General features: G+C 73.2%; 23 protein-coding genes. 13 read left to right on the top strand and 10 right to left on the bottom strand.

Features of this window, described 5'->3' with window-relative positions; all coding sequences use genetic code 11:
* The first annotated feature begins 1 nt into the window (after nt 1).
* The 9 genes from Q3W68_RS26880 to Q3W68_RS26840 all read left to right on the top strand — a co-directional run bounded on the left by Q3W68_RS26880 (nt 2) and on the right by Q3W68_RS26840 (nt 8,762).
* The gene (locus tag Q3W68_RS26880) at nt 2–349 is read left to right on the top strand and encodes a VOC family protein (RefSeq protein ID WP_302908102.1); all 348 of its coding nucleotides are present in this window, start codon (nt 2–4) and stop codon (nt 347–349) included.
* Nucleotides 346–1,572: a deoxyguanosinetriphosphate triphosphohydrolase gene (locus tag Q3W68_RS26875; RefSeq protein WP_302908101.1), complete on the top strand. Its 1,227-nt coding sequence runs from the start codon at nt 346–348 to the stop codon at nt 1,570–1,572. Before Q3W68_RS26880 ends, Q3W68_RS26875 begins: the two co-directional genes overlap by 4 nt.
* A 39-nt stretch (nt 1,573–1,611) precedes the next feature.
* Nucleotides 1,612–2,448, top strand: a complete 837-nt coding sequence (locus Q3W68_RS26870; RefSeq protein WP_302908100.1) for a siderophore-interacting protein — start codon at nt 1,612–1,614, stop codon at nt 2,446–2,448.
* 45 nt (nt 2,449–2,493) lie between these two features.
* Nucleotides 2,494–4,128 (top strand): BCCT family transporter, encoded by a 1,635-nt coding sequence (locus tag Q3W68_RS26865; protein ID WP_302908099.1) that lies wholly within the window; start codon nt 2,494–2,496, stop codon nt 4,126–4,128.
* Between the two features lie 44 nt (nt 4,129–4,172).
* The gene (locus tag Q3W68_RS26860) at nt 4,173–5,147 is read left to right on the top strand and encodes an ABC transporter ATP-binding protein (protein ID WP_302908098.1); all 975 of its coding nucleotides are present in this window, start codon (nt 4,173–4,175) and stop codon (nt 5,145–5,147) included.
* A complete protein-coding gene (locus Q3W68_RS26855; RefSeq protein WP_302908097.1) occupies nt 5,144–5,995 on the top strand; it encodes an ABC transporter permease in 852 nt (283 codons plus the stop codon). Before Q3W68_RS26860 ends, Q3W68_RS26855 begins: the two co-directional genes overlap by 4 nt.
* Nucleotides 5,996–6,005: 10 nt before the next feature.
* Nucleotides 6,006–6,251, top strand: coding sequence for a helix-turn-helix transcriptional regulator (locus Q3W68_RS26850; RefSeq protein WP_013287928.1), 246 nt, complete (start codon nt 6,006–6,008; stop codon nt 6,249–6,251).
* 73 nt (nt 6,252–6,324) lie between these two features.
* Nucleotides 6,325–8,220, top strand: a complete 1,896-nt coding sequence (dnaG, locus tag Q3W68_RS26845) for a DNA primase (RefSeq protein WP_302908096.1) — start codon at nt 6,325–6,327, stop codon at nt 8,218–8,220.
* On the top strand, nt 8,220–8,762 hold the full coding sequence (locus Q3W68_RS26840; protein WP_302908095.1) for a hypothetical protein: 543 nt from the start codon (nt 8,220–8,222) through the stop codon (nt 8,760–8,762). Before dnaG ends, Q3W68_RS26840 begins: the two co-directional genes overlap by 1 nt.
* Before the next feature lie 3 nt (nt 8,763–8,765).
* Here the strand turns inward: Q3W68_RS26840 and Q3W68_RS26835 are convergent, their stop codons facing one another.
* Genes Q3W68_RS26835 through Q3W68_RS26815 form a run of 5 tightly spaced genes read right to left on the bottom strand, consistent with a single transcriptional unit; the run spans nt 8,766 to nt 11,726 of the window.
* Nucleotides 8,766–9,140: a type II toxin-antitoxin system VapC family toxin gene (locus Q3W68_RS26835; RefSeq protein ID WP_302908094.1), complete on the bottom strand. Its 375-nt coding sequence runs from the start codon at nt 9,138–9,140 to the stop codon at nt 8,766–8,768.
* Nucleotides 9,137–9,391 (bottom strand): type II toxin-antitoxin system Phd/YefM family antitoxin, encoded by a 255-nt coding sequence (locus Q3W68_RS26830; RefSeq protein WP_043329066.1) that lies wholly within the window; start codon nt 9,389–9,391, stop codon nt 9,137–9,139. Before Q3W68_RS26830 ends, Q3W68_RS26835 begins: the two co-directional genes overlap by 4 nt.
* 33 nt (nt 9,392–9,424) lie before the next feature.
* Nucleotides 9,425–9,982, bottom strand: coding sequence for a TetR/AcrR family transcriptional regulator (locus Q3W68_RS26825; RefSeq protein WP_302908093.1), 558 nt, complete (start codon nt 9,980–9,982; stop codon nt 9,425–9,427).
* The gene (locus tag Q3W68_RS26820; protein ID WP_302908092.1) at nt 9,979–10,770 is read right to left on the bottom strand and encodes an ABC transporter permease; all 792 of its coding nucleotides are present in this window, start codon (nt 10,768–10,770) and stop codon (nt 9,979–9,981) included. The genes Q3W68_RS26825 and Q3W68_RS26820 overlap by 4 nt, the downstream gene beginning before the upstream one ends.
* 32 nt (nt 10,771–10,802) lie before the next feature.
* On the bottom strand, nt 10,803–11,726 hold the full coding sequence (locus Q3W68_RS26815; protein ID WP_302908091.1) for an ABC transporter ATP-binding protein: 924 nt from the start codon (nt 11,724–11,726) through the stop codon (nt 10,803–10,805).
* Nucleotides 11,727–11,804: 78 nt separating this feature from the next.
* On the opposite strand from Q3W68_RS26815, the gene Q3W68_RS26810 reads away from it, so the two are divergent.
* On the top strand, nt 11,805–12,344 hold the full coding sequence (locus Q3W68_RS26810) for a GNAT family N-acetyltransferase (protein ID WP_302908090.1): 540 nt from the start codon (nt 11,805–11,807) through the stop codon (nt 12,342–12,344).
* A 48-nt stretch (nt 12,345–12,392) separates the two neighbouring features.
* Here Q3W68_RS26810 and Q3W68_RS26805 read toward each other — a convergent pair whose 3' ends face one another.
* From Q3W68_RS26805 to Q3W68_RS26785, 5 genes are all read right to left on the bottom strand, one after another.
* On the bottom strand, nt 12,393–13,361 hold the full coding sequence (locus Q3W68_RS26805) for a TAXI family TRAP transporter solute-binding subunit (RefSeq protein WP_302908089.1): 969 nt from the start codon (nt 13,359–13,361) through the stop codon (nt 12,393–12,395).
* Entirely contained in the window at nt 13,358–13,750 is a 393-nt protein-coding gene (locus Q3W68_RS26800) for a roadblock/LC7 domain-containing protein (protein WP_018787377.1), read from the bottom strand. The genes Q3W68_RS26805 and Q3W68_RS26800 overlap by 4 nt, the downstream gene beginning before the upstream one ends.
* On the bottom strand, nt 13,747–16,098 hold the full coding sequence (locus Q3W68_RS26795; protein WP_302908088.1) for a nitrate- and nitrite sensing domain-containing protein: 2,352 nt from the start codon (nt 16,096–16,098) through the stop codon (nt 13,747–13,749). Before Q3W68_RS26795 ends, Q3W68_RS26800 begins: the two co-directional genes overlap by 4 nt.
* Before the next feature lie 64 nt (nt 16,099–16,162).
* A complete protein-coding gene (locus Q3W68_RS26790) occupies nt 16,163–17,182 on the bottom strand; it encodes a TAXI family TRAP transporter solute-binding subunit (RefSeq protein ID WP_302908087.1) in 1,020 nt (339 codons plus the stop codon).
* The gene (locus Q3W68_RS26785; RefSeq protein WP_302908086.1) at nt 17,158–19,344 is read right to left on the bottom strand and encodes a TRAP transporter fused permease subunit; all 2,187 of its coding nucleotides are present in this window, start codon (nt 19,342–19,344) and stop codon (nt 17,158–17,160) included. The genes Q3W68_RS26790 and Q3W68_RS26785 overlap by 25 nt, the downstream gene beginning before the upstream one ends.
* A 1,021-nt stretch (nt 19,345–20,365) precedes the next feature.
* On the opposite strand from Q3W68_RS26785, the gene Q3W68_RS26780 reads away from it, so the two are divergent.
* The 3 genes from Q3W68_RS26780 to Q3W68_RS26770 all read left to right on the top strand — a co-directional run bounded on the left by Q3W68_RS26780 (nt 20,366) and on the right by Q3W68_RS26770 (nt 24,618).
* Entirely contained in the window at nt 20,366–21,448 is a 1,083-nt protein-coding gene (locus Q3W68_RS26780) for a YihY/virulence factor BrkB family protein (protein WP_302908085.1), read from the top strand.
* A 244-nt stretch (nt 21,449–21,692) separates the two neighbouring features.
* A complete protein-coding gene (locus Q3W68_RS26775; RefSeq protein WP_302908084.1) occupies nt 21,693–22,871 on the top strand; it encodes an ROK family protein in 1,179 nt (392 codons plus the stop codon).
* A 178-nt stretch (nt 22,872–23,049) separates the two neighbouring features.
* A complete protein-coding gene (locus Q3W68_RS26770) occupies nt 23,050–24,618 on the top strand; it encodes a sugar ABC transporter ATP-binding protein (protein WP_302908083.1) in 1,569 nt (522 codons plus the stop codon).
* Nucleotides 24,619–24,652: the final 34 nt, after the last annotated feature.

Raw genomic sequence — 24,652 nt, 5'->3', positions numbered from 1 at the left:
CATGACCGCCGTCTGGGAGAACCTGGTAGTCGACGCCCGGGATCCGTCCCGGCTCGCCAGCTGGTGGGCGGAGGCGCTCGGCTATCAGGTGATCACCGACAAGCCGGACGAGGTGGAGATCCGCCGAACCCCCGACACGCTGCCCGGTCTCGTCTTCGTCCCGGTCGCCGGGCCGAAGCAGGGGAAGAACCGGCTGCACATCGACCTGCGCCCGGCCGACATGGAGGCCGAGGTGGAGCGCCTTGTCGACATGGGCGCCCGGCACGTCGACATCGGCCAGGGAGACGTGGAGTGGACGATGCTCGCTGATCCGGAGGGCAACGAGTTCTGCGTGCTCCGGGAGAAATGAGCGACGCGGCGCGTCTGGTCGACGAGGCGCCCAAGGACACCGGGTACGGCCGGTCGCCGTTCGAGCGGGACCGCGCCCGGGTGCTGCACTCGGCGGCGTTCCGCCGGCTCGCCGCGAAGACGCAGGTGCACACCGCCGGGACGAACGACTTCCTGCGTACCCGGCTGACCCACTCGCTGGAGGTCGCGCAGATCGCCCGCGAGATGGGCGCCCGGCTGGGCTGCGACCCGGACGTGGTGGACACCGCCGGGCTGGCGCACGACCTGGGTCACCCGCCGTTCGGGCACAACGGCGAGTACGCCCTGGACGAGCTGGCCGCCGCCTGCGGTGGCTTCGAGGGCAACGCGCAGACGCTGCGGGTGCTCACCCGGCTGGAGGCGAAGGTGTTCACCCCGGACGGGCGCTCGGCCGGGCTGAACCTGACCCGGGCCGCGCTGGACGCGGTCAGCAAGTACCCGTGGCCGCGTCGCCCCGGCGAGCGCAAGTTCGGCGTGTACGCCGACGACCGCCCGGTCTTCGACTGGCTGCGCGAGGGCGCCCCGCCCGGCGCCCGGCGCTGCCTGGAGGCCCAGGTGATGGACTGGGCCGACGACGTGGCGTACTCGGTGCACGACGTCGAGGACGGCATCCAGGGCGGGTACGTCGACCTGCGCCCGCTGCTGGCCGACGCGGACGAGCGGCGGGCGCTCTGCGCCGACGTGGCCGCCGCCTACTCGGGTGAGGCGCCGGAGGACCTGGGCGAGGTGCTCGCCGACCTGCTGGCCGATCCGGTGCTCGCGCCGCTGGCCGCGTACGACGGCAGCCATCGCGCCCTCGCCGCGTTGAAGGCCACCACCAGCGTGCTCACCGGCCGGTTCGTGGCGGGTGTGGTGGCCGCCACCGAGCAGCGCCACGGTCCCGGACCGCACCGCCGCTACGCCGCCGACCTGGTGGTGCCGCGCCGGATCCGGGCGCAGTGCGCACTGCTCAAGGGCATCGCGTTGCGGTACGTGATGCGCCGTCCCGGCGCCGAGGACCGCTACGCGCGGCAGCGCGACGTCCTGACGGGGCTGGTGGCGGTGCTGCTGGACCGGGCGCCCGACGCGCTCGATCCGGTGTTCGCGCCGCTGTGGCGGGACGCGGCGGACGACGCCGCGCGGCTGCGCGTGGTGATCGACCAGGTAGCCTCGCTCACCGATCCGGCCGCGCTGGCCTGGCACGCCCGGCTGGTGTCGCCAAGCTGACCGGATCACCCCTGCGGAGCTTAGGCTAGCCTAAGCAGCATGACGGATCGCCCGAAGAAGCTCACCGCCGCCACGGTCGTCCGGACCGCGCGGCCCACCCCACACCTGATCCGCCTGGTCCTGGGCGGGCCCGAGCTGGCCGGGCTGCCGGTGGGCGCGTACACCGACCACTACGTGAAGTTCGTCTTCCCGCCGGCCGGGGTGACCTACCCGTACCCGGTCGACCTGGCCACGATCAAGCGGGAGTTCCCGGCGGAGCAGTGGCCGCGCCTGCGCGCGTACACGGTCCGGGCCTGGGACGCCGCGGCCGGTGAGATGACCGTGGACGTGGTGCACCACGGCGACGAGGGGCTGGCCGGGCCGTGGGCGGCGGCGCTGCGTCCGGGCGACCGGGTGTTGTTCGCCGGGCCGGGCGGCGCGTACGCGCCGGACCCGGACGCGGACTGGCACCTGCTGGCGGGCGACGAGAGCGCGCTGCCGGCCATCGCCGCCGCCCTGGAACGGCTGCCGGTGGGCGCGCCCGCAAAGGTGTACGTCGAGGTCGGCGGCCCGGCCGACGAGCTGCCCCTGAGCAGCGCGGGCGAGGTCGAGGTGCGCTGGCTGCACCGTGACGGGCGCCCGTACGGCGAGCCGCTGGTCGAGGCGGTCCGGGCGCTGGAGTTCCCGCCCGGCCGGGTGCACGCGTTCGTGCACGGCGAGGCCGGCGCGATGAAGGAGCTGCGGCGGCTGCTGCGCGTCGAGCGCGGCGTGCCCCGGGGCGACCTGTCCATCTCCGGCTACTGGCGGCGCGGCATGGACGACGAGGGCTGGCGGTCCACCAAGCCGGCCTGGAACGCCGCGGTGGAGGCCGAGGAGGCAGCAGCCGTCGCGTCCTGACGCGTTCCGGCCCACCGGTACGGCCGTCCCACCCACGATGGGGGCATGACGGGACAGGCGGGGCAGCGACCCGCGACCCAGCCGGTCGACCGGGTGGTGCTCGGCGCCGGGGTCGCCGGCGTGCTCGCGGTGGTGCTGTGGGGCGTGTTCGCCCGGGGCTCACTGGCCCGGTTCGGCGAGTCCGGCCTGGCCTGGTCCGTGAGCACGTTCGGCTGGTTCTTCGTGGTCGCGGCGGACGCCTTCCTGGTGCTGGCGGTCGTCGTGGCCGCCTCCCGGTTCGGCCGGATCCGGCTGGGCGCCGACGACGACGGGCCGGAGTTCGACACGCTGGCCTGGATCGCCATGATGTTCAGCGCCGGCATGGGCATCGGCCTGGTGTTCTTCGCCGTCGCCGAACCGATCCAGCACTACGCCACGCCGCCTCCCGCCTCCGGTGTCGCGCCGCAGACCGGCCCCGCCGCCGCCACGGCGATGCAGTACACGCTCTTCCACTGGACGCTGCACCCGTGGGGCATCTACGCGATCGCGGCGCTGGCGCTGGCGTACTCGACGTTCCGCAAGGGGCGGGGCAACCGGATCTCGTCCGCGTTCGCGCCGCTGCTCGGCGACCGGACCGACGGCCCGCTCGGCCGCGCGATCGACCTGCTCGCCGTCTTCGCCACCGTGTTCGGCTCCGCGACCAGTCTCGGGCTGGGCGCGCTCCAGGTGGCGGCCGGCCTCGACCTGGTGGCCGGGGTGCCGGACAGCCGGGCCGTCGAGTTGACGATCATCGGCGCGCTCACGCTCGCGTTCGTCGTGTCCGCCTTCTCCGGACTGCACCGGGGCGTCAAGTGGCTGTCCACCACGAACGTGCTGATCGCCGTCGTGCTGATGCTGTTCGTGTTCGTGGTCGGCCCGACCGTCTACACGCTGGAGGTGCTGCCGGCCTCGGTCGGTGACTACCTGAGCGGCCTGGTGCGCATGTCGACGCGTACCGGGGCGTTCTCCGATCCGGCGTGGCTGGGCTCGTGGACCATCTTCTACTGGGCGTGGTGGATCTCCTGGGCGCCGTTCGTGGGCACGTTCATCGCCCGTATCTCGCGCGGCCGTACGGTCCGCCAGTTCCTGATCGGGGTGCTGCTGATACCCAGCGGCGCGAGCACCGTCTGGTTCGCGGTGATGGGCGGGAGCGCCCTGCGTACGCAGACCACCGGCACCCGGGACCTGGTGGCGGACATGGACGCGGGGTCCGAGCAGGCGTTGTTCGGGCTGCTCGACGCGTTGCCGCTGGCGACGCTGACGAGCGTGCTCGCCATGGTGCTGATCGCGCTCTACTTCGTCACCAGCGCGGACTCGGCGTCGCTGGTGCTCGGCTCGCTCAGCTCGCGCGGCGCGCTGCGGCCGCACCGCGGGGTGGTGGTGCTCTGGGGCGTGCTGATCGGCGCGGTCGCGGCGGCGTTGCTGCTGGCCGGCGGCCTGGCCGCGTTGCAACAGGCGACCATCCTGGTCGCGTTGCCGTTCGTCGTGGTGATGCTGGGCCTGGCCGTCGCGGTGCTCCGGGAGATGGCCGCCGATCCGATGCTGCGCGCCGGACCCCGGCCTCGCCGCTCCGGCCTGGCCGCCGCCGTCCGCGCGGCCCGGTCGTACGAGGAGGAGGAGCCGGCCCCCGTCACGCGCTGGTTCCACCGTCCTCGCTCCTGAGTGGGGGTACCTCCGTTTGTAGTATGGGTGCTACATTCCGAGGCATGACTGCGGTCGAACTCCCAGGGGCCGTCGCGTCCCCCCGGCCTCCCGACGAGGATCTCGTCCTCGACGTGCGCGACCTGCGTATGCGCTACGGCGCCGTCGACGTGCTGCACGGCGTCGACCTGACCGCCCGGCGGGGTGAGGTGGTGGCGCTGCTCGGGCCCAACGGCGCGGGTAAGACCACCACCATCGAGATCCTCGAAGGCTTCCGGGTGCCCTCGGCCGGCACGGTGCGCGTGCTCGGCGCCGACCCGGCGCGCGGCGACGAGCGGTGGCGCGCGCGGCTGGGCGTGGTGCTCCAGTCCTGGCGCGACCACGGCAAGTGGCGGGTGCGGGAGCTGCTCGCCCACCTCGGCGACTTCTACGCGCCGTACGCCACCGACCGGATCCCGCGCCCGTGGCCGGTCGACGAGCTGCTGGAGACGGTGGGACTGACCGCGCACGCCGGCAGCCGGGTGTCCCGGCTCTCCGGTGGTCAGCGCCGCCGGCTCGACGTGGCGGTCGGCATCGTCGGCCGGCCGGAGCTGCTGTTCCTGGACGAGCCGACTGTCGGCTTCGACCCGGCCGCCCGGCGCGAGTTCCACGAGCTGGTGCACCGCCTGGCCGACCTGGACGAGACCACCATCGTGCTGACCACGCACGACCTGGCCGAGGCGGAGAAGCTGGCCGACCGCATCCTCATCCTGGCCGGCGGCCGGATCATCGCCGAGGGCTCGCCCGACCAGCTCGCCCGGCGCGTCGCGGGGGACGCCGAGGTGCGCTGGACCCGCGACGGCGAGCGGTACGTGCACGCCACCGCCGACGCCACCGCGTTCCTGCGCGACCTGCTCCGCGAGCACGGCGACCGGGTACGCGAACTGGAGGTGCGCCGCGCCAGCCTGGAGGACGCGTACCTGGCGCTTGTGCACGAGGAGGAGACCGGCATCCGTACCGGCCGGGCCGAGCGGGTGTGGCAGCAGGAGGCGAACCGATGAACCCGACCACCAACGCGCTGCGGGCCGGGCTGCGGCGCGGCGTGATCGAGCTGCGCGCGACGTTCACGAACGGCCAGGATCTCTGGACCTACTTCTTCCCCACGGTGGTGCTGCTGATCGCCGTGTTCTGGATGCGCGGCTCGACGGTGCCCGGCACCGACTTCTCGCTCGGCGCCCGTACGCTGCCCAGCGCGCTCGGCATGGGCCTGCTCTTCGGCGGCCTGCTCGGGCTGGCCAACCAGCTCGTCATCGACCGGGAGGACGGCACGCTGCTGCGCGCCAAGGCCATCCCGGACGGCATGCTCGGCTACCTGGTCGGCAAGATCGTGCTGGTGTCGGCGGTCGCGCTGATCGGCGTGGTCATCCAGCTCACGCCCGGGCTGTTCTTCCTCGACGGGCTGCGGCTCGGCGACCCCGGCGCCTGGCTCACGCTGGCCTGGGTGGTGCCGCTCGGGCTGGTGGCGACGCTGCCGCTGGGCGCGGTGATCGGCTCGCTGGTGGAGAACCCGCGCAACATGGGCCTGGTGGTGATGCCGATCTTCGGTCTCATCGCGCTGTCCGGCATCTTCTACCCGATCAACGGCCTGCCCGGCTGGCTCCAGGGCGTCGCCCAGGTCTTCCCGCTCTACTGGCTAGGCTTGGGCATGCGCTCGGCGCTGCTCCCGGGCGACCTGGCGGCTGTCGAACTCGGCGGCTCCTGGCGGCACCTGGAGACGGTCGGCGTGCTCGGCGCCTGGGCGCTGCTCGGGCTCGTGCTGGCCCCGGTGGTGCTGCGCCGGATGGCCCGCCGGGAGTCCGGCTCGCGGGTCGCGGCCCGGCGGGAGCGGGCCATGCAGCGGGTCGGATGAGAGGGCGTCGATGAGCGAGACCGTGCACAACCGGATCGCGGTGCTGCGCGCCGAACGGGGCATCTCCCGGCGGCAACTGGCCGACGCGCTCGGTGTGCACTACCAGACCGTCGGTTACCTGGAACGCGGCGAGTTCCGGCCCAGCCTGCACCTGGCGCTGCGCATCGCCGCGTACTTCGAGGTGCCGGTCGAGGTGGTCTTCTCGATCGAGCCGTTCCCGCGTATCGGCGACCCCGCGGCGGCCCGCTCGGCCTGAGCCGGCGGCGACAGGCGTGGCCGGCCACACGCCCGTCCCCCCGGCCGCCGGAACGTCGGTCCGGCAGGGCAGGATGTACGCCGAGGGGGTGGCGGTCATGGCGGGGCGGATCCGGGACGAGGACATCGCGCTGGTCCGCGAGCGCACCGCCATCGCGGACGTCATCTCCGAGGTGGTGACGCTCAAGTCGGCCGGCGGCGGCAACCTCAAGGGGCTCTGCCCGTTCCACGACGAGAAGAGCCCGTCGTTCAACGTCTCGCCCGCCCGCAACGTCTTCTACTGCTTCGGCTGCGGCGTCGGCGGCGACGCGATCAAGTTCCTGATGGACGCCGAGCACCTCAGCTTCGTCGAGTCCGTCGAGCGGCTCGCCGCCCGCGCCGGCATCCAGTTGCGCTACGTCGAGGACGACCGGTCCGCGCCGCGTACCCGCCCGCAGCAGGGGCAGCGGCAGCGGCTGGTGGCCGCGCACGCCGCCGCCGTCGAGTTCTACCGGGCCCAGCTCACCACCGCCGGTGCCCGCCCGGCCCGCGAGTTCCTCGCCGGGCGCGGCTTCGACCGGGCCGCCGCCGAGCGGTACGGCTGCGGCTTCGCCCCCGACGGGTGGGACCTGCTCACCAAGCACCTGCGCCAGCAGGGCTTCACCCACGACGAGCTGGTGACCGCCGGCCTGTCCCGCCCGGCCCGCTCCGGCTCGCTGATCGACAGGTTCCGCCGCCGCCTGATGTGGCCGATCCGGGACATCACCGGCGACGTGATCGGCTTCGGCGCCCGCAAGCTGTTCGACGACGACGACGGCCCGAAGTACCTCAACACCCCCGAGACGCCGATCTACAAGAAGTCGCACGTGCTCTACGGCATCGACCAGGCCAAGCGGGAGATCGCCAAGCAGGGCAAGGTGGTGGTGGTCGAGGGCTACACCGACGTGATGGCCTGCCACCTCGCCGACGTGCCGACAGCGGTGGCGACCTGCGGCACCGCGTTCGGCGGCGACCACATCTCGGTGCTGCGCCGGGTGCTGTTCGACAGCGACGAGCGGGCCGGCGAGATCATCTTCACCTTCGACGGCGACGCGGCCGGCCAGAAGGCGGCGCTGCGCGCCTTCGAGGACGACCAGCGCTTCGTCGGGCGTACCTTCATCGCGGTCAGCCCCGACAACATGGACCCGTGCGAGCTGCGCCTGGCAAAGGGCGACCTGGCCGTACGCGACCTGGTGGCCCGCCGCGAGCCGCTCGTGGACTTCGCGCTCCGGCACGTGATCAGCCGGTTCGACCTGGACACCGTCGACGGCCGGGTCGAGGCCATGCGCCGCGCCGCGCCCCTGGTGGCGAAGATCAAGGACCGGGAGAAGCGCCCGGAGTACGTGCGCAAGCTCGCCGGTGACCTCGGCATGGAGATCGAGCTGGTGCAGCGTGCGGTGCTGAGCGCCGCGCACGGGCCGCAGCCGGGTGGCGCGCCCGCCGCCCCGGCTCGCCCGAGCCCCGCCGCGCCCGCTGTGGACAGCCCGCGTTCCATGGTGGAGCGGGAGGCGTTGAAGCTGGCGTTGCAGGAGCCGGTGCTGGCCGGCCCGATGTTCGACGCGGTCGAGGCGACCGACTACCAGCACCCAGTGCACGTGGCGGTACGCGCCGCCGTGGCCGCGGCCGGCGGCGCGTCCGGCGCCACCGGCGGCGCCGTCTGGATCGGGCGGGTCCGCGACGCCTGCGACGACCTGGCCGGGCAGGCGCTGATCGGCGAGCTGGCGGTGGAGCCGTTGCGCATCGACGGCGAGCCCGACCCGAGATACGTGTCGATCACCATGGCCCGGCTCCAGTGGAGTTCGGTCACCGGCCGCATCCGTGACCTGAAGTCGAAGATCCAGCGGGTCAACCCGGTGAGCAACAAGGACGAGTACTTCGCCCTGTTCGGGGAACTGCTCTCGCTGGAACAGCACGCACGGGCACTGCGCGAGCAGGCCGCCGGAGGTTTGTGATGGGTCTGTTCAACCGCCGGCCGAAGCTGCCGTCGGCCGACCGGCCGCCGCTGGCCGCCGACGAGCGGGTGCTCGCCTGGGCCGCGGCCGGCACCGGCGAGGGCGGCAACGACGGGGTGCTGGTCGCCAGCAACCGGGGGCTCTGGCTGCCCGGCCGCGTGGACCGCATCGGCTGGCACGACATCCTCAAGGCGGTCTGGTCCGGCCGGGAGCTGACGGTCACCCCGGCCGAGCCGGTCGCCGAGCACGACGGCTACCTGGTGGTCGCGGACGGCCTGCCCGAGACGTACCTGCTCGTCGACCCGGGTGACCTGCCGCACCAGGTCCGCGCGCGGGTCACCGGCTCGGTGGCGTACACCTCGCACCACGAGGTGCCCGGCGGCTCCGGGCGGATCGCGGCCCGGCGGGTGTCCGGTGTCGACGGCCTGACCTGGACGGTCCGCTACGACCCGGGAACGCCGGCCGACGACGAGGCGGTGACCGCCGAGACCGCACGGCTGGTCGCGGCGGCGCGCGCCGCCACCACCCCCGCCGACGCCTGACACCTACACCTTGAGGACGTCGACCTCGTAGAGCGGGATGAAGGCGTCGCGGGTGGCCAGGGTCAGGTTCTCCGTGATCGCCTGCGCCACCAGCATCCGGTCGAAGGGATCCCGGTGATGCGGCGGCAGGCGGCCTGCGGTGATGGCGTGGTCGTGGGTCACCGGCAGTTCACGGAACCCCATGTCCCGCACCCGTTCCGCGAGGTCGGGAGGACCGGAGAGTTTTCCCGCCTGCTGCTTGATGGTGATCTCCCAGAGGCTGACCGGGGAGAGGAAGGCATCGGGGTCGTGGCGTAGCCGGTCGAGGAACTCGACGCCGAGGGTGGCGTCGCCGGTGATGGCCCAGAGCGCGACGTGGGTGTCCAGCAGCAGGGTCATGCGCCGATCCCGAAGTCGGCGGCGATCTCGGCGTTGGTCTGTGGCGAATCCCAGTCACCCGAGAGGTCCACCTGCCCCGCGAGGGAGCCGATCGCCGTGCGATCGGTCCGGCGCACCAGCGGTACGACCTTCGCCACAGGTGTGCCCGCCCGGTCGATGATGATCTCTTCGCCGCGTTCCACCCGCTCGATGATGCGCGATAGGTGGGTCTTGGCGTCATGCATGTTGTAGTGCACAGCCTCAGCCGACACGGCGCGACCTCCTCGGTTAGCTAAGTCCTTAGTTTAGGCACGTGGGCGGGCGCCGTCGAGGAAGAGCGCGACGACCCGGGCGGGTCCGGTCTCGTCGGTGAGGTCGGCCGCGCGGGCCAGGTGCAGGAACGCGTTCATCAGGAACTCCGGTTCGCCGGTGACGGCGCCCTCCGCCTTCGCCTCGGCGAAGAACCGGGTCACCGGCGCCAGCATCAGCGCGACGTAGAGGCCCGAGACATGCTCGCTGGTCCCGGCGGAGACGAGCGGCAGCGTGTCGTAGATGCGCTGCTCGAACGTGATCGCGTCGCCGTGCTGACCGGCGGCGACGGTGGCGAGCGCGTGCAGCCGGTGCGCCACGTCGCCGGCTTCGGACAGCGCCGCCGAGATCCGGCCGCCGACGTCCCGGATGTACCGTTCCGCCACCGCGATGTAGAGGTCCTCCTTCCCGCCGGGGAAGTGGTGGTAGATGGACGGCTTCTGGATGCCGACGCTGCGGCCCACCCCGACCAGGGAGATGCCCTGGTAGCCGGTCGCGGCGAGCTGCTCGGCGAAGGCGTCCATGATCTGGGTGCGCGTGTCGGTGGGGCTCATCGGTTCTTCCTGGCGTGGTGGAGGGCGAGGGCGCAGGCGGCGGTTCCGGCGACGGCCAGGGCGGCAATGGCCGCCACGCCGACCGGAGCCGCGGTGAGCGACGTGCCGCCGCCGAGCTGGCGGGCGGTGTCGACGATATAGGTGAGCGGGTTGACGACGGCGATCACCCGCATCCAGCCGGCGAGTTGGTCGACCGGCGCGAACACGCCGGTGAAGAACGACAGGCCGAACACGGCGAGCGTGACCAGGTTGGTGGCCGACGCCGAGGCGGACCGGATCGCGAGCGTCATGCTGAGCAGTGCGACGGCGAGGCCCAGGGCCAGCATCAGCAGCAGCATCCCGGCGACGCCGGACCAGCTCGCCGGCCGGTAGCCGATCGCCGTGGCCCCGGCGACTGTCACAGCCATCTGGAGGACGACGGCGATCAGCGCGGCCACGACCGGGCCGACGAGGAACGGCGTGGTGCTCCCGTGGGCGAGCCGGAGGCGGTCGAGGTAGCCGCTGGTGAGGTCGCCCAGCACGAGCGTGCCGGCGGCGCCCGCGCCGGTGGCGACGCCGGTGAGCAGGATCAGCGGCAGCAGGAACGCGATGAAGCTCGTCCCGTCCAGGTAGGTGCTGCCCACGGCATCGAGCTGCCCGGCGTAGACGAGCAGGAAGAACAGGGACTGTGCGACCGGGGCGACGAGCAGCGCGGGCGTACGGAGCACAGCCCGGGTCGAGCGCCTGATCGCCGCGAGGACGACAGGGGCCGGAGAGCGGCGGGGCGGGGTGACTGCGAGCGGGAGCACGGGTTCGGGCCTTTCGGGTGCGGTGGGGCGCCTCAGCGGGCGGCGAGGGCGACGAAGACGTCGTCGAGGGAGGGCTCGGCGAGTTGCAGCCGGGTGATGTGGGCGGCGGCGTCGCCGGCCTCGGCCAGGGCCCTCGCCAGGGCCCGCGGATCGTCGGGCACGCTGAGGCGTACCCGGTCCGGATGGCCGGGGTCGGCGCGGAACCCGGCCTCGGACGCGGCGGCGAGCGCGGTCGCGGCGGCGGCGCCGGACATGTCGAGCGTCAGCGTCCGGGCGCCCACACGCTGCTTGAGTGACGCCGGTGAGCCCTGGGCGACCACACGGCCCTCCCGGAGCATCGCGATCTCGGTGGCCAGCACGTCCGCCTCGTGGAGATCCTGGGTCGAGATGAGCAGCGACGTCCCGCAGTGGTTGAGGCGGGTCAGCTCGGCCCAGAAGTCGATGCGGGCGAGCGGGTCCAGGCCGGTGGTCGGCTCGTCCAGGATCACCACTGCCGGCTCGGCGACGAGCGCCACCGCCAGGTCCAGCTTGCGGCGGGTGCCGCCGGAGAGCTCGGCCACCCGGGACGAGCGGTGCTCGCCCAGGCCGAACAGGTCGATCAGTTCCCGGGTTCGCTGTGCGCGCCGGCGGCGCCCCAGCCCGAGCGCCACGCCGTGGAAGTCGAGCACCTCGGCCGGGGTGGCGAGGGGGTCCAGGGCGTTCGACTGCGGCGCGAGGCCGATCAGGCGTCGCGCGTCCCGGGCCTGCGTGACCGTGTCGAACCCGCCGACGCGTACCGAGCCGGACGTCGGGGTGCGCAGCGTCGCGATGATCTCCAGCAGCGTCGACTTGCCGGCGCCGTTGTGGCCGAGTACGACGAACCGGCTGCCGGGCGCGACGGCGAGGTCGAGCGCGCGCAGGACGTCCCGGGTCCCGTAGGTCTTGGTCAGGGCGGTGGCGAGCACTAGCGGGGTCATGCCAGCCACCCTACCGACCGGTCGGTAGGCGGGCCAAATGCGGTTGTCGGCCCGGCCACCCGCCGTTAGCGTCGCGGCATGTTCGCCACCGACCGGGTCCGCCTGCGCACGCCCACCCCCGACGACGCGCCGGACCTGTTCCGCCTGAACGCCGACCCGGAACTGCACCTGGTCACCGACGACGGGCCGTTCCTGCCACACCACGTCGGCCAGGTCCGGGCCCGGCTGGAGAAGCGCGCCGCCGAGCAGCCGGCCGTCGACGCCCCGGTGTCGCTGCTGGCCGAGACCGTGGCCGACGGCACGTTCCTCGGCACCGGCGTGCTGTGGGGGATCAACACCTTCAACGGGTACGCCCACCTCGGCATCACGCTGCTGCCGGAGGCGCGCGGCCAGGGGTACGGGACCGAGGTGATCCGGCTGCTCTGCCGGTACGGCTTCCGCAACCGCAACCTGCGCCGCCTGGAGATCGAGACGCTCGCCGGCAACACGGCCATGCGGCGCACCGCCGAGCGGTGCGGGTTCGTCCACGAGGGCACCCAGCGGGACCGCGAGTACGACGGCAACGGCTTCACCGACCTGGTGATCTACGGCCTGCTGCGGCGCGACTGGACGCCGTAGCAGGCGCGGCGCCGCCCCGGCGCGGGCCGAGGCGGCACGGTCCCGCGCTCAGCCGGTGCGGTAGAACCGCTGCGCGCCCGGGTGCAGCGGGATCGGCCGGGTCGCCGCGGCGCTGGACCGGTTGAAGTTCGCCGCCTCCGGGTGCACCTGGATCAGCTCGCCCTGCCAGGTGAACAGCACCCGGGTCAGGTCGTACGCGAGCTGCTCCGGCATGTCGGCCGCCACCAGGATCACGTTCGCCACCGTGATGGTCGGCGTCGGCGCGGGCGTGCCGTAGACCTCCTTCGGCAGCGTCGCGGTGGTGTAGACCGCGCCGAAGCGGGCGCTCAACGGCTCGATCAGCTCGTCGAGCGGCAGCAGCCGGAACGTGCCGGGCGCGGAGGAGAGCAGGTCCTTGACGCCGGGTGTGGGCAGGCCGCCGGAGAAGAACATGGCGTCCAGGCTCTTGGCGCGCATCCTCGTGACCGTCTCCGGCAGCGACAGGTTGAACCGCTTGATGTCCCGGTTCGGGTCGATGCCACCGGCGGTGAGCAGGCGCCCGGCGATGATGTCGGTGCCGGACTTCGGCGAACCGGTGGAGATGCGCTTGCCGCGCAGGTCGGCGAAGCTGCCGATCTTGCCGTCGGCGCGCACGATCACGTGCGTGTAGTTGCTGTAGACCCGGGCCAGTGCGCGCACCGGCTGCGGCTGCTTGTCGAACGCCCCGCGCCCGTCGACCGCGTCCGCCGCCGTGTCGGCCAGGCTGAACGCGATCTCCATGTCGCCGCTGGCCACCCGGGTGATGTTCTCCACCGACGCGCCGGTCGGCTCCGCCCGCGCCTCGTACCCCGGCAGGTGGCGGGTGATCAGGTCGGCGTACCCGCCGCCGAGCTGGTAGTAGACACCTGTGGTGTTGCCGGTGGCCAGGAAGATCCGCCCACCGTGCCACGCCTCCGGAGTGGAGTGCTCGGCCGCGCAGCCGGCCACCAGCACCGCCGACATCAGCGCGGCCAGCAGCCGCACCGAGCGGCCGGTCACCGGCGCACCGCCGGTTCCAGCGCCTCCGCCACCCGCTGCACCAGCGTCGCCGTCTCGTAGCCGATCTGGCCCAGGTCGCAGCCGGGCGCGGCGAGCACACCGAGCAGTGCCCGTTCACCCACCGCCATCACCAGCATCACCCCGCCGTCCATGTCGACGATCTGCTGGCGTACCCGGCCGGCGGACATCAGCCGGGCCGCGCCCACGGTCAGGCTCGCCAGCCCACTGATCACCGCCGCGAGCTGGTCGACCTGGTCGGGGGCGAGGTCCGGCGAGGACGCCAGCCGCAGCCCGTCCTCGGAGACCGCGAGCGCGTGCGAGACGTCCGGCACCTGCTCGGCGAAGTTCGCCAGCAGCCAGTCCAGGCCGGTGGAGGACGGTGAGGTCATGGTCTTCTCCCGTTTGGTGTGGTGTTCGGGGCACGGCGGGTCGCGCTGGCCACCCCCTCGGCGAGGGCGGACAGCCGGGCACGTACCACTTCGGGGTCGAGCAGGTCGGTGGCCGGCGGCGGCGCGGTGGCGTCCGGCATCGGCCCGGGCAGGTGGCCGCCCACCTGCCGCCGGGGCAGCCCGGCGGCGGTGGTCGGGACGGGCGTCGGCGGCCCGCTCACCGGCCGGATCCGCGCCGTGCTCGGCGCCAGCAACGCGCCTCCCGGAGTGCGGACGGCGGCGACGCCGCGCACCGGGCCGACGGTCGTGGCGCTGGTGACGAGGCTGCGGCTGCCGGCCGCCGACCGGGCGGCGGGCCCGGACTTGAACCAGGCCGCGGCGCGCGGTCGCCGCTCGACCGCCGGCCGGGACGCCACCGACTCGACCCGGGTCAGCACCGACTCCGGTACGTCGACCTGCGCCACCGTCCCGGTGCCGGGGTTGTGCAACTGCACCCGGATCCCGTGCCGGGCGGCCAGGTGGGCCACCACGTGCAGACCCATGCTGCCCGCCGCGGCGCTGGACAGCGTGGCCGGCAGGGCCAGCCGTTCGTTGATCTCGGCCAGCCGGCTCTCGCTGACGCCGATGCCCTGGTCGTGGACACGAAGCACCAGCCCGTCGACGGTGCGCCGGCCGTCGACGAGCACCCGGGCCTCGGGTGGCGAGTAGACGGTGGCGTTCTCCAGCAGCTCGGCCAGCAGGTGCACCAGGTTGCCGGCCGCCGCGCCGTGCACCGCGGCGATCGGCACGTCGATCTCCACCCGCGGGTAGTCCTCGATCTCGGAGGCCGCCGCCCGCACCACGTCCTCCAGCAGCAACGCGCCCTCGTGCCCCCGGCCGGGCTCGCCGCCGGCCAGCACCAGCAGGTTCTCCCCGTTGCGGCGCAACCGGGCGGCGAGGTGGTCCAGCGCGAACAGCCGGGCCAGCGCGTCCGGGTCGGTCTCCTCGCGCTCGAAGTCGTCGAGCAGCCGCAGCTGCCGGGTGATGAGCGTCCGGATGCGCCGGGCCAGCGCCTCCGCCATCCGGGTCACGTCCAGCCGCAACTCGGCCTGCTGCCCGGCCAGCCGCAACGCGGCCCGGTTCACCGTGTCGAACGCCTCGGCGACCTGCGCCACCTCGTCGCGGCCCCGCCTGATCCCGTCGGTCATCCGGGTCGCCGCACCCTCCGCCGGCGTTCCCTCGCCCGCCGCGATAGCGGTGATCCGCTCCGGCAGCTCCCGGTTCGCCATGGTGAGCGCGGCCACCCGCAGCCGGCGCAACCGGCGGCTGGTGCGGACCGCCAGCAGCACGGCGGTGACCAGCGAGCCGAGCGCGACGGTGCTCGTCGCGCCCGCGGTCAGCACGGCGCGCAGCCGGGCCTCGCCGGCCAGGTCCGCCGCGTCCCGGTCCAGCCCGTCGGACAGGTCCCGGCCGAGCAGGTTGTACCGGCGGATCGCGCCGCTCTGCGCCACGTACCAGGCGTCACCGTCGGTCTTCACCGTGCCCGGCGCGCCGTCGGAGTCGAGCACTGCGTCACGTATCCGGCGGGCAGTGGTCACGTCGGTGCCGTCGACCAGGCGGTACCAGGCTTTGTTCGCCGGGTCGGAGGCGATGCGCAGGAACTCGGCCTGCCGCTGCTCCCGGGCGCCCCGCAGCCGGCCCAGCCGGGCCAGTTCGCCACTTTGCAGGCCACCCCTGACGAACACCGCCCGCAGCAGGTCGCGCTCCAGCGCGGACAGGTGTTCCTGGGCGGCCACCGCTGCCACCTCGCGCGCCTGGTTGGCCAGGTCGGCGTCGCGGAGCTGGCTCGGCAACGCGTCCGCGACCGCGAGCAGCGACTCCACGAGCGACACGTACGCCGGGTCGCCGCGCTCGCCGGCCAGCGCCAGCTCGCGGGTGGGCGTGAGCTGATCCAGGCGTCCGCGCGCGTCGTCCAGCACCCCGGCCAGGTTCGGGGCGGCCCGGCGCGCGTCACCCTGCGCCGAGCGGTAGCGGTCCACCGCCGTGTCCACCCGGCGGCGCTGCGCGTCCACGAGCGGGCGGCCCGACGTACCGCCGCGCTGGCGCAACGCGGCCGTCTCGCCCAGTTCGCGTTCCAGCTCGTGCACCAGCCGTACGGTCGCGGTGGCGGTGCCGGCCAGCACGCGGGCGCGGTCGGCGTCGGTGGACGCGTCGAGCGCGGCGCCGGTCTGCGCCGCCCCCAGCACGACCAGGCCGGCGGTGGCCACCAGGATCGGGGCCAGCAGTTGGACGCGGACCGAGCGGAGGTGTCCGGTGCGGTCCGCGGAGCGGTGATGCCGGCGTACGCGGGCCGGGTGGGGCAGCGGCACGGGGGTCTCCGGGTCGGGTCGGTGGGCCGGGCCCGGACGCGCGTCCGGGCCCGGCCCGTTCAGGTCAGCTCGCGCCGAGGTCGCTCAGCGCCCGCTCCGCGCCCCGGTGCAGCGGCACCGGATCGGTCTTGCGGGCGTTGCCCAGGTCGATGCCCTTCGCCGCCGGGTTCGCCTGAGCCAGGGCATCCTTGGAGTCGAAGACCGTCCGGGTGATCGCACAGGCCACGTCGGCGTCCAGGTTGTCGCGCACCAGCAGCACGTTCGGCACCACGATGGTGGGCACGTCGGCCGGGGTCCGGTAGATGTCCTTGCCGATGGTGCCCGCCTGGTACGCCGGGTTCAGCTCGGCCATCTTCGGCAGCAGCGGGCTGATGTCGACGAACTTCACCTTGTCGCCGGAGGTGGTGAACAGGTCGGTGACCCCGCCGGTCGGCACGCCGCCGGACCAGAAGAAGCCGTCGATGCTGCCGTCCTTCATGCCGTCGACGGTCTTGGTGAGGTCCAGCCGCTGCGCCTGGATGTCCTTGGCCGGGTCCAGCCCGGCGGCGGTGAGCAGGCGGTTGGCGATGACCTCGGTACCGGACTTCGGCGAGCCCGTGGAGATCTTCTTGCCCTTCATGTCGGCCACCGACGTGATCCCCGCGTCGGCGCGGACCACCACCTGCGTGTAGTTGTCGTAGATCCGGGCCAGCGCCTTCACCGGCTGCGGCGAGCTGAAGCTCCCCTTGCCCTGCACCGCGTTGACGGCGGTGTCGAACAGGGAGAACGCCACGTCGTACTGGCCGGCGACGAGCTGCTCGACGTTCTGCACCGAGGCGCCGGTCTCGGCGGCCGTCCCGGTCAGCTTCCCGTCGGTGCTCTTGCTCAGCTCACCGGCGAGCGCGTTGCCGACCACGTAGTAGACGCCGGTGGCGTTGCCGGTGGCGATGCCGACCCGGGTGTCCTTGGTGACCTTGCAGCTGACCTCGCGTGCGGCGTCGTCCTTCGCCGCGCCGTCCTGACGGCCCCCGCAGCCGGCGGCACCGGCGGCGACCAGGACAAGTGCCCCGACACCCGCCACTATCCTCGCGTCGATCCGTCCCACTCTCTCTCCTCCCCAAGGTCCACGGATTCTTCGACCGCCGGGCGGCCGGGGTGTCCGGCGGCGCCACGTCGGACGTACACGCCCGCGACCGCGAGCGCGGCGAGCGCCGCGCCGATCGCCATGGGCAGCGGTTCCAGCCAGAGCAGCACCAGCCCGGCGATCGCGCCGACGATCCGCTCCGGCACGCCGGCCGGGCCCACACCGGGCAGCCAGCCGCCGGCCGCGACCGCCAGCACCGCGACGCCCAGCGCCGACACCAGGCCGGCCGTCACGATCCGCCCGGGCCCGCCGATGCCGAGCAGGCCGAGGCCGGTCGGTGTGATCACGAAGGCCAGCGGGATCAGGTACGCCGGCAGCGCGTACCGCAGGGTCTGCCACATGGTCGGCACCAGCCGGCCGCCGGTGACAGCGGCGGCGGCGACAGCGGCCAGCGCGGTCGGCGGCGAGACCTCGGACAGCACCGCGAAGTAGAAGACGAACATGGCCGCGGCGGGCGCTTCGACCCCCAGGTTCAGCAGTGCCGGGCCGATGATCACCCAGCCGATGACGAACGAGGCGGTGACCGGCACGGCGAGGCCGAGCAGGCTGAGCGCGACGGCGGCGAGCACGGCGGTCAGCGCCAACACCACTGCCGGCTCCGAGCTGACCGCCTGCGCGCCGCTGATCAGCAGCGAGGCAGCCTGCGGCCCGAGGCCGGTCTTCGTGGTGGTGGCGGTGATGATGCCGGCCGCGGCGCAGACGGCGCTCACCGCGAGCACCCCGCGTACGCCGTCGCGCAGCGCCGCCACCAGCCGGGCCGGCGTGAGGCGGTGCCGCCGGTCCAGGAAGGACAGCACGGCCGCGATCGCGGTGGCGATGACCACGGCGCGCATCGCCGACGCGCCGAGCGCCAGCACCACGATGATCACGAAGAGCGAGAGGAAGTGGTAGCCGAAGCGGGCCAGCAGCCGCCACGCCGAGCCGGTGTCGATGACCACCGGCCGCACGCCGGAGCGCCGGGCGTCGATCTCGACGGAGAGCAGGATGCCCAGGTAGTAGAGGATCGTCGGCACGGTGGCCCAGCCGAGCACCTGAAGGTAGGACACGCCCAGGTACTCGGCGATGATGAACGCGGCGGCGCCGAGCGTCGGCGGCGACAGGATCGCCCCCACGCCCGCGGCGGCGAGCATGCCGCCCGCCCGCTCCGCCGGGTAGCCGGCGCGGCGCAGGATCGGCCAGGTCACCGCACCGATGCTGACTGTGGTGGCGGCGCCGGAGCCGGAGACCGTGCCGAGCAGGAAGCCCGAGGCGACGGCGGTGCGCCCGGCGGCGGTCCGGGAGCGGCGGAACGCGGCGGCGGACAGTTCCACGAAGAACCGGCCCGCGCCGGACAGGTCGAGCACCGCGCCGTAGATCGTGAACAGCACGATGTACGAGGCGGCCACGTCCAGCGGCGTGCCGTAGAAGCCGCTGTCGGAGTTGTAGAACGCGTCGACGAGCTGCCCGAAGTCGAGGCCCGCGTGCGCCACCGGCCAGGACTGCGGCAGCAGCCCGCCGTAGTAGCCGTACCCGAGGAACAGCACACAGACCGCCGGCAGGATCCATCCGGTGGTACGCCGGCACGCCTCCAGCAGCAGGAGCAGCAGTCCGGTGCCGAACGCCACGTCCAGCGGATCCAGCAGGCCCTGCCGGTCCAGGAAGGCGTCGTACCCGCCGCCACCGGCGCCGATCGTGACCGGCAGCACCGGGTAGAGGCAGACCACGAGCGCGGCGAGGGCCAGCAGCCAGTCCACGGGCGTCGGTCCGCGCCGGTCGTCCGCGTCGGCCCCGGCGCGCCGCAGCCGCACGCCCGAGGGGTACGCGAGGAACACGATCGGCAGGACGCCGGCCAGGAAGAAGATCAGGTAGTACTTGCTGCCCTGGGCCAGCGGGAAGAACACCTGCCAGAGCGTCAGCAGTCCGACCGCGACTGTGATCCCGGTGAAGAGGACGCCGACCGGTCCGGCGAGCACCCGCCCCGGCTTCTCCTCCTCGAACCGGGCGGCCAGGTCGCGGGCGTCCTGGTGGGCCTGTTCCGGGGTCTGCTCCTTGTGGCTTCCGGTGTCGCCCGGCCCGTCGTCGGCCCACTCGGGTCCGCCGACGCTTCCCTCGTCCGGCGGCAGCGACACCACCTCGGCGTCCACGTCGGACCCCGGTCGTCCGCCGGACGGCGGCCGGGGTTTGGGGGGAATCGCGTCGGACGGGCGAACGGGCGGCACGAGGGGGCACGATACGCGAATAGCGCGCGTGTTGGGAACATTGCCGATCGTGATTGCAATGAGTGACGGAATGGAGGTTCGCTCACTCGCGGCACATTTTTCTTGAAACCGTTTCGCAATGGTGGAGGGCGGTCTCTCGCGGCTCTCTCCGATATCGCTTACAACGATGAAGAACGGGCGTGCTCGCGGTGCTTGTCGTCACGCAACGTGTCCACTCAGGTGGGTGCGTCCTCGGTGGTGGCCCGCGCTGGCCGGCGCCCGTCGCGCCGGGTCCGGCGCGCTCGCGAGCGCCGCGCTCACCCGACGGGGAAAGGCCGGAGGGCGCGTTCGCCGTGTCGCGTTCCACGATCATCTCCACTTCCCCGAGGTGGTGGCATCGAAAGACGGATCACGCGTCACTTCAGCGCACCGGCCTTCGCCGCCCGTACGCCGCGCCCGCTTCCGCGCCGGGCCGGCGGTCCGCCGGTGGCCGCCCCTCGGTGAGTGGAACGTCATGGGCGCTTCCGGCCCCGTTTGGCACCCATGACGTTCCACTCGTCGTGACGATCGTCGAGATGGTGGCGATTGGCGGTGGCGGTGGTGCGGCGGGTCGCAGGGATCTCGGGCGGGGAGTGGTCGGGTGGCGGTGGGAGCGTTGTCCCCGCCGCCTCTGCTCTGCACCCATTGGCGCACATGGTTACGGAGCGTGTCTGCCGCGCGCATGGGTGCAGAGCAAAGGCGGCGAGCGGGCGGAAGGTCCCCACGGGGAGGCGGCGACAGGGCGCGGGCCGTGGAGAGCGGGTGGGTACGGGGGAGTCGAGGGCAGGTCTCGGCCGGGGAACGGGCCGGCAGGGAACGCGGCGGGGACGGGCCGTCGGCGGCCGAGTGGCCGGTTTGCGGGTGCGGCGGTTATCGCTGCCCTCGTCAGGGCATGTCGTGCGGGACGACATGACGACGAGGAGGTGCCATGGCTGCCCGCGACGACGCCCACGACGACACCCGTGACGGGCGCGAGGACGCCCGCGCCACGCGCAACGAAGCCCGCGCCGGGCAGGACCGGCCCGGCGGGCGGAAGCGCACCGGGCCGGTGGGGCCGGACGACGGGCCGGACAGCCCGGCCGACCTGTCGGCCACGGGCTGGATGGCGACCCTCAAGCGGACCGTGCGGGAGTTCCAGGAGGACAGCCTGACCGACTGGGCCGCCGCGCTCACCTACTACGGTGTGCTCTCCATCTTCCCGGGCGTACTGGTGCTGATCTCGGTGCTCGGCCTGCTCGGCGACCGGGCCACCGAGGGGGTGCGGGACACCGTCGGGCAGGCGGTGCCGGAGGAGAACATCCGTCGCATCATCGAGAGCGCGATCGACCAGGCCGGCCAGTCCGGCGGGCTGGCGAGCATCGCGGCGATCGTCGGTCTGGTGGCGGCGTTCTGGTCGGCCTCCGGCTACGTCGCCGCGTTCATGCGCGCCTCGAACAGCATCTACGACGTGCCGGAGGGGCGGCCGATCTGGAAGACGCTGCCGGTACGCCTCGGCGTGACCGCGGTGATCGGCGTGATGCTGCTGATCAGCGCCGTGATCGTGGTGTTCACCGGTGGGCTGGCCGAGCAGGCGGGAGACGCGATCGGGCTCGGCGGGACCGCCGTGACGGTGTGGAACATCGCCAAGTGGCCGGTGCTGCTGGTGCTGGTGAGCCTGATGTTCGCGATCCTCTACTGGGCCTCGCCGAACGCCCGGCACGGCGGCTTCCGCTGGGTCAGCCCCGGCGGCGTGCTCGCGGTGGTGCTCTGGCTGGTGGTGTCCGGACTGTTCGCGCTCTACGTCAGCAACTTCGGCTCGTACAACAAGACGTACGGCGCGGTCGCCGGCGTGATCATCTTCCTGGTGTGGCTGTGGCTGAGCAACATCGCCATCCTGCTCGGTGCGGAGTTCGACGCCGAGCTGGAGCGCAGTCGGGCCATCGCGGCCGGGCACCCGGCCGACGAGGAGCCCTACGTCGAGCTGCGGGACGACCGCAAGCTGCGCAAGAAGGGGCGCGCGCCCTCCCGCTGACCCGAGAACGCGTCCGACCCCCGAGAACGCATCCGACCCGAAAACGCGCCGCCCCGCCCGGAAGAACCCCGGGTGGGGCGGCGCGTTTTCATGATCTGGAACTCGCTTTTGTTCGTATGGACAAAAGTTTGCATCAGACGTGCCGAAGCTATGGACACGCGGCCCGGAAGACTTCTACTGTGTCGGACACAACACACATCGCCGTCGTCGATGTGACGGACTTCCGATGCGGAGGTGACTGCCGGTGCGGACGTTCGACCCCCTGCACGTACGGCTTCTGCGGCTGCTCCGGGACGAGGGCGCGGTGTCCCGCGCCGAGCTCGGCGACCGGCTCCAGATGCCCCGCCCGCGCCTGCTCGCCGAGCTGGAACGCCTCGTCTCCCTCGGATACGTCGCCGAGGCCGGGCTTGCCGCCTCCCGCGGCGGGCGGCGTTCCACACTCGTCGAGCTGAGCCAGCACCTGCGGTTCGCCGCCGTCGACCTGGGCGCCAGCTCGATCGACGTGGAGGTGGTCAACGGCCGGCTGGAGACGGTGGCCGCCTACACCGAGCCCGCCGACATCCGCTCCGGCCCGAAGGTGACGCTCCAGCGGGTCAACGAGCTGCTGCACAAGGCCAAGGTGGACGGCGCGTACGAGCGGCTCGACGCGGTCGGCATCGGCGTACCGGGGCCGGTCAGCTTCCGCGACGGCGTGCCGGTCTCCCCGCCGATCATGCCCGGTTGGGACCGGTTCCCGGTCCGCGAGCTGCTCACCCGCGAGCACGGCTGCCCGGCGGTGGTCGACAACGACGTCAACATCATGGCGATCGGCGAGCGGCACGGCGGCGTGGCCCACTCGGTCGACGACTTCCTGTTCATCAAGATCGGCACCGGCATCGGCTGCGGCATCTACCTGCACGGCGAGGTCTACCGGGGCACCGACGGCTGCGCCGGGGACATCGGCCACATCCAGGTCGACCCGAACGGTCCGATGTGCTCCTGCGGCAACGTCGGCTGCCTGGAGGCCGTGTTCAGCGGCGCCGCGCTGGCCCGCGAGGCGACTGTCGCGGCCCGCACCGAGGTGTCCCCGGCGCTGGCCGAGCGGCTGGCGGCCCGGGGCGTGGTGACTGCGCTGGACGTGGCGCAGGGGGCGATCGAGGGGGACGTCACCTGCATCCAGCTCATCCGCGACGGCGGCCGGCGGGTCGGCAGCGTGCTGGCCGGGCTGGTCAGCTTCACCAACCCCTCGATGATCGTGATCGGCGGCGGGCTGGCCCAGCTCGGCCACATCCTGCTGGCCGAGATCCGCAGCGTGGTCTACCGCCGCTCGCTGCCGCTGGCCACCGGCAACCTGCCGGTCGTCCTGTCCGAGCTGGGCCCGCGCGCCGGCGTCGCCGGCGCCGCCGTGCTGGCGAGCGACCTCGCATTCGGGGAGGCAGCGTGAGCGCGAGGAGTGAGCCGCTCCTGCGAGCCCCGCAGTCGCGAACGAAGGCGGGCTCGGTGAGCGCGAGGAGTGAGCCGCTCCTGCGAGCCCCGCAGTCGCGAACGAAGGCGGGCTCGGTGAGCGCGAGGAGTGAGCCGCTCCTGCGAGCCCCGCAGTCGCGAACGAAGGGCGGTGCAGCGTGAGCGAGATCGAAGAACCGCTGGTCGAGGCGCCCGCCGACGCCGTCGCGGGCGAGGTGGTCCTGCGCCTCACCGACGTGGTCAAGACGTTCCCGGGGGTACGCGCGCTCGACGGCGTGCAACTGGAGGTGCGGGCCGGCGAGGTGCACTGCCTGCTGGGGCAGAACGGCGCCGGCAAGTCCACGCTGATCAAGGTGCTGGCCGGGGTGCACCGGCCGGACTCCGGCGAGGTGCTCTGGCGGGGCGAGGCGGCGGCGTTCGCCGACCCGCAGGCCGCGATGCGCGCCGGCATCGCCACCATCTACCAGGAACTCGACCTGGTCGACGACCTGTCGGTGGCGGAGAACGCGTTCCTCGGCCACGAACCGCGCCGGTTCGGCTTCGTCCGGCGGGGGCACATGGCCCGGCGTACCCGGCAGATCCTGGCCCGGCTCGGCCACCCGGAGATCCCACCGGGGCGGCTGGTGCGGCACCTGCCGGCGGCGGGCAAGCAGATCGTCAGCATGGCCCGGGCGCTGTCCCACGAGGCCCGGCTGATCATCATGGACGAACCGAGCGCGGTGCTGGCCCACGACGAGGTGGCGAACCTGTTCCGGATCATCCGGGAACTCACCGCGCAGGGCATCGCTGTCATCTACATCTCGCACCGGCTGGAGGAGATCCGCGAGATCGGCGACCGGGTCACCGTACTCAAGGACGGCCGGACCACGGCGGCGAGCCTGCCGGCCCGCGAGACGCCGACCCGCGACCTGGTCGCCCGGATGACCGGCCGGACCATCGAGTACGTCTTCCCGCAGCGCCCGGCCGACCACGGGGGTGGCGCGGAACTGCTGCGGGTGGAGGGGCTGACCCGGCACGGCGAGTTCGCCGACGTCTCGCTCGGGGTCCGGGCGGGGGAGATCGTCGGCATCGCCGGGCTGGTCGGTTCCGGCCGTTCGGAGCTGCTGGAGACCATCTTCGGCGCGCGCCGGGCGCACGCCGGGACGGTCCGGGTGGACGGCCGCGCGTTGCGTCCCGGCAGTGTGGGCGCCGCGGTACGGGCCGGGATGGGCATGGCGCCGGAGGAGCGCAAGAGTCAGGCGCTGCTGCTCGGCGAGCCGATCTACCGCAACGTCACGCTCGCCACGTTCAGCCGGTACGCCCGCCTCGGCTTCACCGACACCGGACGGGAACGGGCCGAGGCCGACCGGGTCGCCGCGTCGCTGGAGTTGCGGCCCCGGGACGTACGGCGGCCGGTGTGCACGCTCTCCGGCGGCAACCAGCAGAAGGTGGTGGTCGGTCGGTGGCTGCTGGGTGACACCCGGCTGCTGCTGCTCGACGAGCCGACCCGGGGCGTGGACGTGGGTGCCCGTGCCGAGCTTTACCAGGTGATCCGCGATCTGGCCGCCCGCGGCGTCGGGGTGCTGCTGGTCTCCAGCGAGGTGCCCGAGGTGCTGGGCCTGGCCGACCGGGTGCTGGTGATGCGGGAGGGCCGGGTGGTCCGTGAGGCCCCGGCCGGCGAACTGGACGAGAACACCGTGCTCGACCTCGTCATGGCGGGGTCCCTCATGGAAGGCGCACCGGCATGAGCGAGCGACAGCGAGCGAATCATCGACACAGCGC

Source organism: Micromonospora sp. C28ISP2-4 (assembly GCF_030519385.1).
Taxonomy (GTDB): Bacteria; Actinomycetota; Actinomycetes; order Mycobacteriales; family Micromonosporaceae; genus Micromonospora; species Micromonospora tulbaghiae.
Note: the sequence above shows the minus strand (reverse complement) of the source record. Positions and strands in the feature narration are given on the sequence as shown.

Bases quoted from the DNA above. Each gene is read 5' to 3' on its own strand.
- Q3W68_RS26860 (WP_302908098.1), top strand. From the start codon at position 4,173: ATGACTGCGGTCGAACTCCCAGGGGCCGTCGCGTCCCCCCGGCCTCCC.
- Q3W68_RS26780 (WP_302908085.1), top strand. From the start codon at position 20,366: ATGGCTGCCCGCGACGACGCCCACGACGACACCCGTGACGGGCGCGAG.
- Q3W68_RS26835 (WP_302908094.1), bottom strand. From the start codon at position 9,140: ATGACCCTGCTGCTGGACACCCACGTCGCGCTCTGGGCCATCACCGGC.
- Q3W68_RS26865 (WP_302908099.1), top strand. From the start codon at position 2,494: ATGACGGGACAGGCGGGGCAGCGACCCGCGACCCAGCCGGTCGACCGG.
- Q3W68_RS26810 (WP_302908090.1), top strand. From the start codon at position 11,805: ATGTTCGCCACCGACCGGGTCCGCCTGCGCACGCCCACCCCCGACGAC.
- Q3W68_RS26850 (WP_013287928.1), top strand. From the start codon at position 6,006: ATGAGCGAGACCGTGCACAACCGGATCGCGGTGCTGCGCGCCGAACGG.
- Q3W68_RS26875 (WP_302908101.1), top strand. From the start codon at position 346: ATGAGCGACGCGGCGCGTCTGGTCGACGAGGCGCCCAAGGACACCGGG.
- Q3W68_RS26880 (WP_302908102.1), top strand. From the start codon at position 2: ATGACCGCCGTCTGGGAGAACCTGGTAGTCGACGCCCGGGATCCGTCC.
- Q3W68_RS26840 (WP_302908095.1), top strand. From the start codon at position 8,220: ATGGGTCTGTTCAACCGCCGGCCGAAGCTGCCGTCGGCCGACCGGCCG.
- Q3W68_RS26815 (WP_302908091.1), bottom strand. From the start codon at position 11,726: ATGACCCCGCTAGTGCTCGCCACCGCCCTGACCAAGACCTACGGGACC.
- Q3W68_RS26870 (WP_302908100.1), top strand. From the start codon at position 1,612: ATGACGGATCGCCCGAAGAAGCTCACCGCCGCCACGGTCGTCCGGACC.
- Q3W68_RS26855 (WP_302908097.1), top strand. From the start codon at position 5,144: ATGAACCCGACCACCAACGCGCTGCGGGCCGGGCTGCGGCGCGGCGTG.
- dnaG (WP_302908096.1), top strand. From the start codon at position 6,325: ATGTACGCCGAGGGGGTGGCGGTCATGGCGGGGCGGATCCGGGACGAG.
- Q3W68_RS26825 (WP_302908093.1), bottom strand. From the start codon at position 9,982: ATGAGCCCCACCGACACGCGCACCCAGATCATGGACGCCTTCGCCGAG.
- Q3W68_RS26800 (WP_018787377.1), bottom strand. From the start codon at position 13,750: ATGACCTCACCGTCCTCCACCGGCCTGGACTGGCTGCTGGCGAACTTC.